The following is a 13,250-nucleotide window of genomic DNA, read 5'->3' as shown; positions in this document are numbered from 1 at the left end:
AAAGCCAGAACGCAAAAGGGGATGCCGAAGCATCCCCTTTTTTGTAGCCCGCCATCCCTGGTGGCTATCTTGCGGATCAGATCTGCGGTTTGACCGCTTCTTTGTCCTGCTCGTCAGCTTCCACTTCAGTAAACAGTGAGCTTTGCGGCTCCTGGTTCACTCCTGTTTCTGCTTCGGCTTCAGCCTTTGGCTCGGCTGCTTCGATGCTCGCAGGTGCTTCGGCTGCAGTTTCAACTACGGCTTCGGCAACTACTTCTGCAACCGGCTCTTCAGCTGCCGGGGCAGCCGCTTCAACCGGTGCCGAGGTCGCTGGTGCTTCGGCGGCTTCGCGGGCCAGGCGCTCGGCCTCACGCTGGCGACGGCGCACTTCACGCGGATCGTTAGGCGCACGGCCGGTGCTGCTGACAGCGACTGCAGGTGCAGCTTCAACTGCCACAACTTCAGGCACTGCAACTTCAGCAGTCGGTTCGGGAGCAGCAACCACAGCGGGCGCTTCAACAACCTCGGCAGCCGGGGCAGGGGCTTCTACAACAGCAGGTGCTGGTGCAGCTTTGCTGGTTTCGGCGGTATGTGCAGGTGCTTCGCTGGTCTCGACCACTGCTTCTACAGCAGCGATCTCAACAACGGCTTGTGGCGCTTCAGTTGCAGCGAGTTCGCGTGGCTGCTCCTGCTCGACAACTACTGGTGCTGCTTCAGCGTTCGCTTGGGCGGTTTCGTCCGCGTTAGTGATGATGGCGGCGGTTACTGCTGCTGCAACTACTGCGTTGTCGGCATCTGGTGCTTCTGTTGCTTCTTCGCTGCCTTCGATCGGATTGCCGTTGGCATCGTTCTGGCGCTCGCGACGATTGCTGCGACGACGCTGGCCACGGGAGCGGCGACGTGGACGATCGCCACCTTCGCTGCCTTCCTGCTCATCGTCCTGCAGTGCCTCTTCCGCGTTCAGTGCTGCTTCGTCACCGGCAGCTGCTGCCTGTTCGGCGCGCGGCTGGCGCTCTTCACGCGGTTGGCGCTGCTGGCGCGGTTCGCGTTGCGGGCGTTCGGCGCGGGTTTCTTCGCTGGCGGTTGCGCTATCGCCGGGGGCGGTATCCAGCGGCTCACGCAGTTCGCGTGGCTGACGCTCTTCGCGTGGCTTACGGTCGCGTTGCTGGCGCTCTTCGCGTGGAGGGCGCGATTGACGCACTTCCTGCGGTTCACGAACTTCTACGACATCGCGTGGGCTGCGTTCTTCGCGCGGTGCGCGATCCTCGCGTGGCGCACGCTCTTCGCGAGGTGCGCGGTCTTCGCGGGCGGCACGTGGCTGGCGCTCTTCACGCGGTGCGCGTTCTTCACGTGGGCCACGCTCTTCGCGTGGTTTGCGATCTTCGTTGTTGCGACCGCCACGGTTGCGGTTCTGCTGGCGACCGTTGCGACGCTCATCGCTGCGCTGTGGGCGTTCGCTGGTCTTCTTCTCGATGACGGTAGGTTTTTCTTCTTCCTTGCTGGCAAACAGGCTGACCAGCGACTTGACCAGACCTTTGAACAGGCTTGGCTCGGCAGTGGCAGCTGGTTGTGCAGCGACGGCCTCAGCGGGCGTTGGTGCGGTGCGCTGTGGGGCGGTCTTGATCGCAGCTTCCTGGCGGACCAGGGTGCGGGTGGCGGCAGCCTGCTTTTCTTCTTCCACTTCAACCACAGCCATTTCATAGCTGGATTGGCTGGATTGAGCTTCCGGGCTGTCGTCACGGATGCGCTGCACTTCGAAGTGCGGCGTTTCCAGGTGATCGTTCGGGATGATCACGATGCGGGCGCGGGTACGCAGTTCGGTCTTGGTGATCGAGTTGCGTTTTTCGTTGAGTAGGAAAGCGGCAACCGGAATTGGCACTTGTGCGCGAACTTCGGCGGTGCGGTCTTTCAGGGCTTCTTCTTCGATCAGGCGCAGGATTGCCAGCGACAGCGACTCGACGTCACGGATGATGCCTTGGCCGTTGCAGCGCGGGCAGACGATACCGCTGGTTTCACCCAGAGACGGACGAAGACGCTGACGCGACATTTCCAACAGACCGAAACGCGAGATGCGGCCCACTTGCACACGGGCGCGGTCGGCTTCCAGGCTTTCACGGACTTTTTCTTCCACGGCGCGTTGGTTCTTCGCCGGGGTCATGTCGATGAAGTCGATGACGATCAGGCCGCCGATATCACGCAGACGCAATTGGCGGGCGATTTCTTCAGCCGCTTCCAGGTTGGTCTGCAGGGCGGTTTCTTCGATGTCGCTACCTTTGGTGGCGCGCGCCGAGTTGATATCGATGGACACCAGAGCTTCGGTCGGGTCGATAACGATGGAGCCACCCGACGGCAGTTTCACTTCGCGCTGGAAGGCGGTTTCGATCTGGCTTTCGATCTGGAAGCGGTTGAACAGCGGTACGCTGTCTTCATACAGCTTGATCTTGCTGGCGTACTGCGGCATCACCTGGTTGATAAAGCTCAGGGCTTCCTGCTGCGCTTCGATGCTGTCGACCAGTACTTCGCCGATGTCCTGGCGCAGGTAGTCGCGGATGGCGCGGATGATCACGTTGCTTTCCTGGTAAATCAGGAAGGGCGCAGCGCGATCTTGCGAAGCTTCTTTGATCGCGGTCCAGAGTTGCAGCAGGTAGTCGAGGTCCCACTGCATTTCTTCACTGGAGCGGCCAAGACCTGCGGTGCGCACGATCAGGCCCATGTCGCTTGGTGCGACCAGGCCATTCAGCGCTTCACGCAGCTCGTTGCGCTCTTCGCCTTCAATACGACGCGAGATGCCACCGGCGCGCGGGTTGTTCGGCATCAGCACCAGGTAACGACCGGCGAGGCTGATGAAAGTGGTCAGGGCTGCGCCCTTGTTGCCACGCTCTTCTTTCTCGACCTGAACGATGACTTCCTGGCCTTCCTTGAGCACGTCTTTGATATTGACGCGGCCTTCTGGAGCCTTGCTGAAGTATTCGCGGGAGATTTCTTTGAGCGGGAGGAAGCCGTGGCGCTCAGAACCGAAGTCGACGAAAGCGGCTTCGAGGCTAGGCTCTACGCGGGTGATTTTACCCTTGTAGATGTTGGATTTTTTCTGCTCACGAGCGCCGGACTCGATGTCCAGGTCGTAGAGCTTCTGCCCATCTACCAGGGCAACACGCAACTCTTCGGGCTGAGTTGCGTTAATCAGCATTCTTTTCATGTAGTACCGTCGGTTTCCGGTGCTGGCGGAAGCGGCGTTCGGCACACACGACTTCAGGGGTCGGTGTCAGGTGCGTCAGGAACGGTCGTAAAGCGTTCCAGTGTCTAGCGGCGGCAGCCAATTGTGCTGGGCCGCGACGGACGTCTCCTGCTCGCTGTGATAACAGAAAGCACTAAGTCAGGAGGAGGAATCAGCTGTTGGTAGCGGACGAGATGAGGCGTCTTGGTAAAGCGAGCTGCTACGCGGACCAACAGTTGTACATCTCCACCCTACACGTATCGCTGAAACTCGGGTGCCGCTCGCGAAAATCCGCAGCGGGTTAACTATTACCGCAACCGTCCAGAGGGGCAGGTTGCGCATCATGGCTTAAAGGCTTTATTTCCGAGTTATTCACAGCCTTGGAGGCTTTTCTTTCGTTGAATAACCCGTCGGACGGCCTCACGTCCCGAATGGGTTGCGTTGGTTGGGGATGGCAGTTTTGGCGATCATCCGCAAACCAGGCCGCTTTTGGCGGCGTCCCGACTATAGCAGCAATGATTAAGTGCTTCAATTCCATAAAAAATTGTTATGATTGCGCGATGACAAATCCTTCCCCTCCAACCTCCGGCGTTCAGCTGCTCGAGGTTGCGCCGGAACTTGCCGGCCAGCGCATTGATAATTTTCTCCGCACCCAGCTTAAAGGTGTGCCCAAGACTCTGATTTACCGGATTTTGCGTAAAGGCGAAGTGCGGGTGAACAAGGGGCGGATCAAACCTGAGTACAAGCTACAGGCGGGTGACGTCGTTCGTGTACCGCCGCTGCGCTTGGCTGAGCGCGATGAACCTGAGCCGCTGGCTCAGGGGCTTTTGCAGCGCCTTGAGGCAGCTATTGTCTATGAGGACAAGGCGCTGATCGTGCTGAATAAGCCGGCTGGCATCGCTGTGCATGGCGGCAGTGGTCTGAACTACGGGGTGATCGAAGCCTTCCGTCAGCTGCGTCCGGATGCCAAAGATCTGGAGTTGGTGCACCGCCTTGATCGCGATACATCGGGCCTGTTGATGATTGCCAAGAAGCGCAGCATGTTGCGCCACTTGCATGAGGCTTTGCGTGGTGATGGTGTGGATAAGCGTTATATGGCGCTGGTGCGCGGTCATTGGGCGACCGCAAAGAAGCAAGTCAATGCGCCGTTGTTGAAAAGCAATCTGCGTTCCGGTGAACGTATGGTTGAGGTCAATCCTGAAGGCAAGGAGGCTCTGACCGTCTTTCGTGTGCTGCGTCGCTTTGGTGAATTCGCCACCTTGGTTGAGGCTAAGCCGGTGACTGGGCGTACCCATCAGATTCGTGTGCATACGCAGCATGCCGGGCACTGCATTGCCGGTGACAGCAAATACGGTGATGACGATTTCACCAAGGAAATTCGCGATCTAGGTGGTAAGCGCCTGTTTCTGCATGCCTATGAGTTGATTGTGCCGTTGCCTGAAGGTGGCCAGCTCAAGCTTGCAGCGCCAGTTGATGAGATGTGGGCGCGAACTCTGGAGCGTCTCGGTGCGTGATTATCAGCTGTTGATCTTTGATTGGGACGGCACGCTGGTCGATTCGATTGGTCGAATCGTTGCGGCGATGCATATGGCTGCTGATGCCTGTGACCTGCCGCGCTGCACGGATGAGCAGGTGCGCGGCATTATTGGCTTGGGTTTGCCTGAGGCCATTCGCAGCTTGTATCCGGATATGCATGATGCGACTCGTGCGCAGCAGTTGCGGCACAGTTACAGCGAAAACTATCTGGCACTTGAAGCGGAGCCTTCGGCACTGTTTTGCGGTGTGGCTGAGGGGCTGGAGGCGTTTCGTGCTGAGGGCTATCGTCTGGCGGTTGCGACCGGCAAAGGGCGGCATGGTTTGCAGCGCGTGTTGGCTGATCGCGGCTGGCTGGATTATTTCGATTACAGCCGCTGCGCCGATGAAACGGCGAGCAAGCCAGACCCGCTGATGTTGCACGAAATTCTTGCGCAGAGTGGCGTTGCTGCCAGTCAGGCGTTGATGGTTGGCGACTCGTCCTTCGATCTGTTGATGGCGCAGCGCGCGGGGATGGATTGTGTTGCGGTCGGTTATGGTGCGCAGCCTTTGCAGGCGTTACGCGAGTGTCAGCCAGCGTTGGCAATAGAATGTTTTACCGAGTTGCGCGCCTGGTTGGGTCGGCGTGCGTCTAATCAGTCAGTTGAGGTGGTTTTGCATGGCAGATGAATGGAAGGCGTCGGCAGCGGCTGATGGTGACGGTAAGAGCTGGCAGTTGCTGGAGAAGACTCTGCTGGCCGGTGTGCAGGAGCAGCGCCGTGCGCGGCGCTGGGGGATTTTCTTCAAGCTGCTGACCTTTATTTATATCTTTGGCGCGTTGGCCTTGTTCTCGCCCATGTTGGCGATGAAAAAAGGCGCGACCACCGGTAGTCATACTGCGGTGATTGAAGTGCGCGGGATGATTGCCGATCAGGAGGCTGCCAGCGCCGACAATATTGTCAGCAGCCTGCGTGCGGCGTTTGAGGATGCCAACACCAAGGGTGTGATCCTGCGCATTAATAGCCCGGGCGGCAGTCCGGTGCAGTCGGGCTACATCTATGACGAGATTCGCCGTCTGCGCGCGGAATACCCGGCGATCAAGCTGTATGCGGTGATCACCGATTTGGGTGCGTCGGGTGCCTATTACATCGCCAGTGCGGCTGATGAGATCTATGCCGACAAAGCCAGTCTGGTTGGCTCCATTGGTGTGACTGCGGCAACCTTTGGCTTTGTCGGGGTGATGGAGAAGCTGGGTGTTGATCGTCGCGTGTATACCTCTGGCGAGCACAAGGCGTTTCTCGATCCGTTCCAGCCGCAAAAGGCCGAAGAGACCAAGTTCTGGCAGGGGGTGCTGGAAACCACCCATCGTCAGTTTATTGCCAGCGTCAAGCAGGGGCGTGGTGAGCGCTTGAAGGACGCCGAGCACCCTGAACTGTTCTCGGGTCTGGTCTGGTCGGGCGAGCAGGCTTTAACGCTGGGTTTGGTCGATGCCTTGGGCAATACCAGCTATGTGGCGCGGGAAGTGATTGGCGAGAAGGAAATCGTTGATTTCACGGTGCAGGAGTCGCCTTTCGATCGCTTCGCGAAAACCCTGGGTGCCAGCATGGCTGAGCGCATTGCCCTGTGGATGGGGTTTCAGGGGTCAGCGTTGCGCTAAGGTTTGAAGCTGTTGCAAATAAGCCCGGTCGTTGATCGGGCTTGTTGTTTTTAGGGGATATCGATGCCGCTGGCCAGCAGCATGTCCACCAGGCGGATCAGGGGGAGGCCGATCAGGCTGTTGCTGTCGCTGCCTTCTGTGCTGCGAAACAGGCTGATGCCCAGGCCTTCGGCTTTGAAGCTGCCGGCGCAGTCGAAGGGTTGTTCAGTGGTCAGGTAGCGCATGATTTGCGCGTCACTAAGTGGCCGAAAATGCACGGTGAAGGGTATGCAGTCGGTTTGCTGCTGGCCGGTGGCGCTGTTAAGCAGGGTGAGGCCGGTCAGAAAGGTCACGCTGTTGCCGCTGGCGGCCAGTAGCTGTTCGCGAGCGCGCTCCAGGGTGTGTGGTTTGCCGATGATCTGTGAGCCGAGTACTGCTACTTGGTCTGAGCCGATGATCAGGTGTTGTGGGTGGGTAGCGCTCAGTGCTTGGGCCTTTTCCAGCGATAATCGGCGCACCAGGGCTTCTGCATCTTCATCAGGGAGCCGTGATTCGTCGATTTGCGGAGCGCTCCAGGTGAAGGGTAGGCGTAGGTGTGCGAGTAGTTCGCGTCGGTAGGGTGAGCTGGAGGCAAGCACCAGAGGCAGCACGACGATTTCCTTCTATATAGGAGTTTGCAGATGGTGGGCGATTCTAGCTGTCGGTCCATATGCTGGACAGGCCGAATTTCCTTTGACAGCGGCGGGTTGCATCCCTAAAATGCGCCGCCTATGTCAAATGGCCCGATTCCACCTCACGTTGATCCGCGCAAGCTAGCCGATCGCAGTGCCACCCTCGAAGGTGAGCTGCAACTGTCAGATTTGCAGCGTCTCTGCGGCCCGCTTGCCGATAACCAAGGCATGGTGCGTACGAAGTTTTTCTTCGAGCGCGACGAGCGCAATGCTGTAGTTTTTCACAGCGAGCTTGAGGTTGAAGTCAAGATGGTTTGCCAGCGTTGTCTGGAGCTGGTCACTTTGCCGATCCACAGTGCGTGTGATTACGCTGTGGTGAAAGAGGGTGGGAATACCCAGTCAGTGCCGCAAGGCTATGACGTGATTGAGTTGGGTGAAGACCCATTGGATCTGCTGGCGCTGGTTGAGGAGGAGCTTCTGCTTGCCTTGCCCATTGTCCCGGCTCATGACCCTAAAGATTGCCAGCAGCCGACCGGCCTCGAAGAGCCCGAGTCGAGCGAGGACGAGGTAACGCGGTCCAACCCGTTCAGTGTATTGGCGCAGTTAAAGCGTGACCCAAACGTTTAGGAGTTAATTAGTTATGGCTGTTCAGCAGAACAAAAAATCCCGTTCCGCCCGTGACATGCGTCGTTCGCACGATGCTCTCGAGGCCAGCACTCTGTCGGTCGAGAAAACCACTGGTGAAATCCACCTGCGTCACCACGTATCGCCAGAAGGCGTTTACCGCGGTCGTAAAGTGATCGACAAGGGCGCTGACGAGTAAATCTTGTCCGCTCCGATCATCGCGATTGATGCAATGGGTGGGGACTTCGGTCCCCACTGCATTGTTCCAGCCTGCATCTCCTGTCTGGCTGAATACCCTTCGTTACACCTGGTCCTCGTCGGCCAATCCTCTCTCCTTGAATCCTTGATTGCTCGCTATCCGGGCATCGATCGTGCACGTCTGCGCGTTGAGCATGCTGGCGAGATTATTGCCATGGATGAGCGTCCGGCTCAGGCGCTGCGTGGCAAGCCGGATTCGTCGATGCGTATCAGTCTTGAATTGCTGCGCAGTGGCGCGGCCCAGGCCTGTGTCAGTGCCGGTAATACCGGGGCGCTGATGGCGCTGTCGCGCTACGTGCTGAAAACTTTGCCGGGGATTGATCGTCCGGCCATGGTCACGGCTATTCCGACGCAGGCGGGCTTTTGTCATCTGCTTGATCTGGGTGCCAATGTCGATTGCAGCGCCGAGCACCTCTACCAGTTTGCCGTGATGGGCTCGGTTACTGCCGAGGCGCTGGGTGCAGTGCGTCCGCGTGTGGCGCTGCTGAACGTCGGCACTGAAGACATCAAGGGCAATCAGCAGGTTAAGTTGGCCGCCAGTTTGTTGCAGCAAGCGGAAGGCCTGAACTACATAGGCTTTGTCGAAGGCGATGGACTGTATCGCGGTGAGGCTGATGTGGTGGTGTGCGATGGCTTTGTCGGCAATATCCTGCTCAAGTCCAGTGAAGGCCTGGCGGCGATGATTGCCGGGCGGATTGAGGCGCTGTTCAAGTCCGGTCTGGCAGCACGCATGGTGGGGGTTTTGGCGTTACCGCTGTTACGACGTTTGCAGGGGGAGTTGGCCCCTGCGCAGCACAATGGTGCGAGTTTTGTCGGGCTGCAGGGTATTGTGGTGAAAAGCCATGGTGCGGCTGGGCCAGAAGGCTTTAAAAGCGCCATTCGCCGAGCTTTGCGGGAGATTGAAGAAAATTTGCCGCAGCGTTTGCATGGTCGGTTGGGTGAGCACCTGCTTTAGAATGTGACTGCAGCGGTCAGCCTGTCATCCAACTGTCAGTTTCTTGCGCTTGGCTAGGCTGGGCGCGTATTACCGACGATCACGATCATTAGGAACAGGTTTCCATGTCTGCATCTCTCGCATTCGTCTTTCCGGGTCAGGGTTCCCAGTCGCTGAGTATGCTCGCCGAGCATGGTGCGCAACGGCCGCTGATCCTCGAAACCTTCGCCGAGGCTTCCGAAGCTATCGGTTATGACCTCTGGGCGTTGACCCAGCAAGGTCCTGAAGAACAACTCAATCAAACTGACAAAACTCAGCCGGCGATTCTCACTGCTTCTGTTGCGCTGTGGCGTGCCTGGCTTGCCGAGAGTGCCGCGCGTCCGGCTTTTGTCGCCGGGCACAGCCTGGGTGAGTATTCGGCGCTGGTTGCTGCCGGTAGTTTGTCGCTGGCGGCGGCGGTCAAGCTGGTTGAGCATCGCGGCCAGCTGATGCAGCAGGCGGTTCCTGCCGGGCAGGGCGGCATGGCGGCGATTCTCGGTCTGGAGGATGCTGATGTACTGGCTGCTTGCGCCGAAGCTGCGCAGGGTGAAGTGGTCAGTGCAGTGAATTTCAATGCGCCAGGTCAGGTGGTTATCGCCGGTGGTGCGGCTGCCGTTGAGCGTGCCATTGAGGCGTGCAAGGCGCGTGGCGCCAAGCGCGCGATGCCATTGCCGGTTAGCGTGCCGTCGCACTGCGCACTGATGCGCCCGGCGGCTGAGCGCTTTGCCGAAGCAGTAGCGGCAATTGACTGGCAGGCTCCGCAAATTGCTCTGGTACAGAACGTCAGTGCTGCGGCCGTGACGGATTTGGAGGGGCTTAGGCGTGATCTGCTGGCTCAGCTGTACAGCCCGGTGCGTTGGGTTGAATCGATCGTCTGCCTGTCTGCTCAAGGTGTGACCGATCTGGTTGAGTGTGGTCCGGGCAAGGTGTTGTCTGGTTTGAACAAGCGCTGCGTTAAAGGCATCAATACCCATAACCTGGACACCCCGGACGCCTTCGCTGCTGCGAACGCGGCTCTGGTCTGATTAAGGAGAAACGATATGAGCCTGCAAGGTAAAGTCGCACTGGTTACCGGCGCGAGCCGTGGTATTGGCCAGGCGATTGCCCTGGAGTTGGGGCGTCAGGGTGCCGTGGTTATCGGTACCGCTACGTCCGCATCGGGTGCTGAGCGTATTGCGGAAACTCTGAAAGCCAATGGCATAGAAGGCGCCGGTCTGGTGCTGGATGTCAGTAATGACGAATCGGTTGCCAGCACCCTGGAGCATATCCAGCAACATCTTGGTCAGCCGTTGATTCTGGTCAATAACGCCGGTATCACCCGCGATAACCTGATGCTGCGGATGAAAGATGACGAGTGGTTTGATGTCATCAATACCAATCTGAGTAGTCTGTACCGGCTGACCAAGGCCGTGCTGCGGGGTATGACCAAGGCACGCTACGGGCGCATCATCAACATCGGTTCGGTGGTGGGTGCCATGGGCAACGCTGGGCAGGTCAACTATGCAGCTGCCAAGGCGGGCCTTGAAGGTTTTGGGCGGGCATTGGCGCGTGAGGTAGGTTCGCGGGCGATTACCGTGAACGCCGTAGCACCGGGCTTTATCGACACGGATATGACCCGTGAACTGCCGGATGCTCAGCGTGATGCGCTGCTGACACAGATTCCGTTGGGTCGTTTGGGGCAGGCTGAAGAGATCGCAAAAGTGGTCGCTTTCCTCGCTTCTGATGGCGCGGCTTACGTTACAGGCGCTACTATCCCTGTGAACGGCGGGATGTACATGAGCTGAATGTGACGGATTGCTTCAGAAAACTGTCATAGATGCTGTCTAAAATCCGTTATAAAGCTGCAACAGGTTTGTAGGCAGGTCGTTGAAGTGTTTGTGGGGCACCCCGGCATTCAGCTTGAAATGCTAAAAACCCTTTCTATACACTTGGCCGCAGAACAGTGGCCAAGATTTGTCCCATTAGGAGTGAGAACAACGTATGAGCACCATCGAAGAACGCGTCAAGAAAATCGTTGCCGAGCAACTGGGCGTCAAAGAAGAGGAAGTAACCAACAGCGCTTCCTTCGTTGAAGACCTGGGTGCCGACTCTCTTGACACCGTTGAGCTGGTGATGGCTCTCGAAGAAGAATTCGAGACCGAGATCCCGGACGAACAAGCCGAGAAGATCACCACCGTTCAGGAAGCGATCGACTACGTTACCGCTCACGCGTAAAACGTAATCGTCGGATCCCGACTCGGAAAAGCCGCACTCCCTTCATCAGGCGTGCGGCTTTTCTTTAAGCGCTTTCCAGGCGTTGAAAACTAGAAAAGGAGATTGCTGTGTCGCGTAGACGCGTCGTGGTTACCGGTATGGGTATGCTGTCGCCATTGGGTAACGATGTGCCGAGTAGCTGGCAGGGCATTTTGGCAGGCCGCAGTGGCATCGGCCTGCTTGAGCATATGGACCTTTCCGCTTTTTCCACACGTTTTGGTGGCGCGGTAAAGGGCTTCAACGTCGAGGAGTACCTGTCCGCCAAAGAGGCGCGCAAGCTCGATCTGTTTATCCAGTACGGGCTCGCTGCCAGTTTTCAGGCGGTGCGCAACTCCGGCCTGGAAGTCACCGATGCCAACCGTGAGCGTATCGGCGTGGCCATGGGCTCCGGTATCGGTGGTTTGACCAATATCGAAAACAACTGCAAGTCGCTGCACGAGCAAGGGCCGCGGCGCATCTCGCCGTTCTTCGTGCCCGGCTCGATCATCAATATGATTTCCGGTTTCCTGTCGATCCATCTGGGGCTGCAGGGGCCTAACTACGCCATCGCCACGGCCTGTACCACTGGTACGCACTGCATCGGCATGGCGGCGCGCAACATTGCCTACGGCGAAGCCGATGTGATGGTTGCCGGCGGTGCCGAAATGGCCGCGTGCGGCCTGGGCATGGGCGGCTTTGGTGCGGCGCGGGCGTTGTCGACGCGCAACGACGAACCGACCCGCGCCAGCCGTCCGTGGGACAAGGATCGCGACGGTTTCGTGCTGTCCGACGGTGCCGGTGCCCTGGTGCTGGAAGAGTTGGAACACGCCAAGGCGCGTGGCGCGACCATTCATGCCGAGCTGATCGGCTTTGGTATGAGCGGCGACGCTTACCACATGACCTCGCCACCGGAAGATGGCGCAGGCGCGGCACGCTGCATGACCAATGCATTGCGTGATGCCGGGCTGAATCCTGAGCAGGTGCAGTACATCAACGCCCATGGCACCTCGACCTCGGCGGGTGACAAGGCAGAAGTGGCTGCGGTGAAGTCGGTGTTCGGCGAGCATGCTTACAAGCTCGCCGTCAGCTCGACCAAATCCATGACCGGCCACTTGCTCGGCGCTGCCGGTGCGGTGGAGGCGATCTTCAGCGTTCTCGCGCTGCGCGATCAGGTGGCGCCACCCACCATCAACCTGGATAACCCGGACGAAGGTTGCGACCTCGACTTTGTCGCGCACCAGGCCAAGGCCATGGCGCTGGATGTCGTGTTGTCCAACTCCTTCGGTTTTGGTGGCACCAACGGCTCGCTGGTGTTCCGCCGGTTCGCCGGTTGATGCTGAGCTGGGTCGATGGCCAGCCGGCCGAGCTGTTGTCCGTCAAGGATCGCGGCCTGGCCTACGGCGATGGGCTATTTGAGACCATCGCTGTAAATGCCGGGCAGCCGGTACTGCTAGAGCGCCATCTGGCGCGTTTAGCTGAAGGCTGTGTGCGGCTGAAAATTTCCCTCGACCTACCCGCTGTACGTGCCCAACTGCTGGCCTTCAGTCAGCAGTTGGGAGATGGCGTGGCCAAGCTCATCCTCACTCGTGGCGATGGACAGCGTGGCTATGCGCCGCCACAGCCCGGCCGGCCTCGCGTGGTGCTGCAGGCGGCCGCGAAGCCTGTTTATCCCGCCGCCTATGCCGAGCAGGGCGTACGCCTGTTTGCCTGTGCTACGCGTTTGGCCGAGCAACCGTTGCTGGCGGGGCTGAAGCATCTCAATCGGCTGGAGCAGGTGCTGGCGCGCAGCGAGTGGCAGGACGCCGAGCATGCCGAAGGCCTGATGTTGGATGCCAGTGACCGGGTGATTGAGGGTGTTTACAGCAACCTGCTAATGGTCAGTAACGCTGTGCTGGTTACCGCTGACCTGTCGCGTTGTGGGGTGGCTGGTGTGATGCGCGCCGAGCTGCTGGCCCAGGCGGCTGCGCTGGGGATCGAGTGTCAGGTGCGTGATATCAGCTACGCCGAATTGCTAGCGGCTGATGAGGTCATGCTGTGCAACAGCCTCTATGGGGTGTGGCCAGTTCGCGCTTTGCTTGCACACGACTGGCCGGTCGGCCCGCTCACCCGTAAACTGCAGGCCATTGCCCGCGATCTACTGGACTGCTGATT

General features: G+C 58.9%; 13 protein-coding genes. 11 read left to right on the top strand and 2 right to left on the bottom strand.

Going from position 1 to position 13,250, the window contains the following annotated elements:
- Positions 1-76: 76 nt before the first annotated feature.
- The gene (rne, locus tag ACIN8IBEIGE_RS15675) at positions 77-3,175 is read right to left on the bottom strand and encodes a ribonuclease E (RefSeq protein ID WP_160015467.1); all 3,099 of its coding nucleotides are present in this window, start codon (positions 3,173-3,175) and stop codon (positions 77-79) included.
- A gap of 578 nt (positions 3,176-3,753) precedes the next feature.
- Between rne and rluC the strand changes: the two genes are divergently transcribed.
- From rluC to ACIN8IBEIGE_RS15660, 3 genes are read left to right on the top strand one after another with little or no spacing between them, the layout of a single operon-like run.
- Complete coding sequence (gene rluC, locus ACIN8IBEIGE_RS15670; protein WP_160015466.1) at positions 3,754-4,707, top strand: 23S rRNA pseudouridine(955/2504/2580) synthase RluC; 954 nt, start codon at positions 3,754-3,756, stop codon at positions 4,705-4,707.
- Positions 4,700-5,395 carry an HAD-IA family hydrolase gene (locus ACIN8IBEIGE_RS15665; RefSeq protein WP_178124365.1) on the top strand — a complete coding sequence of 232 codons (696 nt, stop codon included), beginning with the start codon at positions 4,700-4,702 and terminating at the stop codon, positions 5,393-5,395. The genes rluC and ACIN8IBEIGE_RS15665 overlap by 8 nt, the downstream gene beginning before the upstream one ends.
- On the top strand, positions 5,385-6,362 hold the full coding sequence (locus ACIN8IBEIGE_RS15660; protein WP_160015465.1) for a S49 family peptidase: 978 nt from the start codon (positions 5,385-5,387) through the stop codon (positions 6,360-6,362). The genes ACIN8IBEIGE_RS15665 and ACIN8IBEIGE_RS15660 overlap by 11 nt, the downstream gene beginning before the upstream one ends.
- Positions 6,363-6,412: 50 nt before the next feature.
- On the opposite strand, the gene ACIN8IBEIGE_RS15655 is transcribed toward ACIN8IBEIGE_RS15660, so the two are convergent.
- Entirely contained in the window at positions 6,413-6,991 is a 579-nt protein-coding gene (locus ACIN8IBEIGE_RS15655) for a nucleoside triphosphate pyrophosphatase (protein ID WP_306109730.1), read from the bottom strand.
- Between the two features lie 120 nt (positions 6,992-7,111).
- Here ACIN8IBEIGE_RS15655 and ACIN8IBEIGE_RS15650 point away from each other — a divergent pair, with 120 nt between their 5' ends.
- The 8 genes from ACIN8IBEIGE_RS15650 (at position 7,112) to pabC (ending at position 13,248) form a co-directional block, all read left to right on the top strand.
- Positions 7,112-7,639 carry a YceD family protein gene (locus ACIN8IBEIGE_RS15650; protein WP_160015464.1) on the top strand — a complete coding sequence of 176 codons (528 nt, stop codon included), beginning with the start codon at positions 7,112-7,114 and terminating at the stop codon, positions 7,637-7,639.
- 13 nt (positions 7,640-7,652) lie between these two features.
- A complete protein-coding gene (rpmF, locus tag ACIN8IBEIGE_RS15645) occupies positions 7,653-7,835 on the top strand; it encodes a 50S ribosomal protein L32 (RefSeq protein WP_002552688.1) in 183 nt (60 codons plus the stop codon).
- 3 nt (positions 7,836-7,838) lie between these two features.
- Positions 7,839-8,849, top strand: a complete 1,011-nt coding sequence (gene plsX, locus ACIN8IBEIGE_RS15640) for a phosphate acyltransferase PlsX (RefSeq protein WP_160015463.1) — start codon at positions 7,839-7,841, stop codon at positions 8,847-8,849.
- Positions 8,850-8,953: 104 nt separating this feature from the next.
- Complete coding sequence (gene fabD, locus ACIN8IBEIGE_RS15635; RefSeq protein WP_160015462.1) at positions 8,954-9,892, top strand: ACP S-malonyltransferase; 939 nt, start codon at positions 8,954-8,956, stop codon at positions 9,890-9,892.
- 15 nt (positions 9,893-9,907) lie between these two features.
- Positions 9,908-10,651, top strand: coding sequence for a 3-oxoacyl-ACP reductase FabG (fabG, locus tag ACIN8IBEIGE_RS15630; RefSeq protein WP_108486327.1), 744 nt, complete (start codon positions 9,908-9,910; stop codon positions 10,649-10,651).
- A gap of 196 nt (positions 10,652-10,847) precedes the next feature.
- Positions 10,848-11,081: an acyl carrier protein gene (gene acpP / locus ACIN8IBEIGE_RS15625; protein ID WP_058066290.1), complete on the top strand. Its 234-nt coding sequence runs from the start codon at positions 10,848-10,850 to the stop codon at positions 11,079-11,081.
- A 107-nt stretch (positions 11,082-11,188) separates the two neighbouring features.
- Positions 11,189-12,433 (top strand): beta-ketoacyl-ACP synthase II, encoded by a 1,245-nt coding sequence (gene fabF / locus ACIN8IBEIGE_RS15620; protein WP_160015461.1) that lies wholly within the window; start codon positions 11,189-11,191, stop codon positions 12,431-12,433.
- On the top strand, positions 12,433-13,248 hold the full coding sequence (pabC, locus tag ACIN8IBEIGE_RS15615) for an aminodeoxychorismate lyase (RefSeq protein ID WP_160015460.1): 816 nt from the start codon (positions 12,433-12,435) through the stop codon (positions 13,246-13,248). Before fabF ends, pabC begins: the two co-directional genes overlap by 1 nt.
- Positions 13,249-13,250: the final 2 nt, after the last annotated feature.

Origin of the sequence: Pseudomonas sp. 8BK (assembly GCF_902506475.1) — a bacterium.
Taxonomy (GTDB): Bacteria; Pseudomonadota; Gammaproteobacteria; order Pseudomonadales; family Pseudomonadaceae; genus Aquipseudomonas; species Aquipseudomonas anguilliseptica.
Note: the sequence above shows the minus strand (reverse complement) of the source record. Positions and strands in the feature narration are given on the sequence as shown.

Bases quoted from the DNA above. Each gene is read 5' to 3' on its own strand.
- rne (WP_160015467.1), bottom strand. From the start codon at position 3,175: ATGAAAAGAATGCTGATTAACGCAACTCAGCCCGAAGAGTTGCGTGTT.
- rluC (WP_160015466.1), top strand. From the start codon at position 3,754: ATGACAAATCCTTCCCCTCCAACCTCCGGCGTTCAGCTGCTCGAGGTT.
- ACIN8IBEIGE_RS15660 (WP_160015465.1), top strand. From the start codon at position 5,385: ATGGCAGATGAATGGAAGGCGTCGGCAGCGGCTGATGGTGACGGTAAG.
- ACIN8IBEIGE_RS15650 (WP_160015464.1), top strand. From the start codon at position 7,112: ATGTCAAATGGCCCGATTCCACCTCACGTTGATCCGCGCAAGCTAGCC.
- rpmF (WP_002552688.1), top strand. From the start codon at position 7,653: ATGGCTGTTCAGCAGAACAAAAAATCCCGTTCCGCCCGTGACATGCGT.
- fabD (WP_160015462.1), top strand. From the start codon at position 8,954: ATGTCTGCATCTCTCGCATTCGTCTTTCCGGGTCAGGGTTCCCAGTCG.
- fabG (WP_108486327.1), top strand. From the start codon at position 9,908: ATGAGCCTGCAAGGTAAAGTCGCACTGGTTACCGGCGCGAGCCGTGGT.
- acpP (WP_058066290.1), top strand. From the start codon at position 10,848: ATGAGCACCATCGAAGAACGCGTCAAGAAAATCGTTGCCGAGCAACTG.
- pabC (WP_160015460.1), top strand. From the start codon at position 12,433: ATGCTGAGCTGGGTCGATGGCCAGCCGGCCGAGCTGTTGTCCGTCAAG.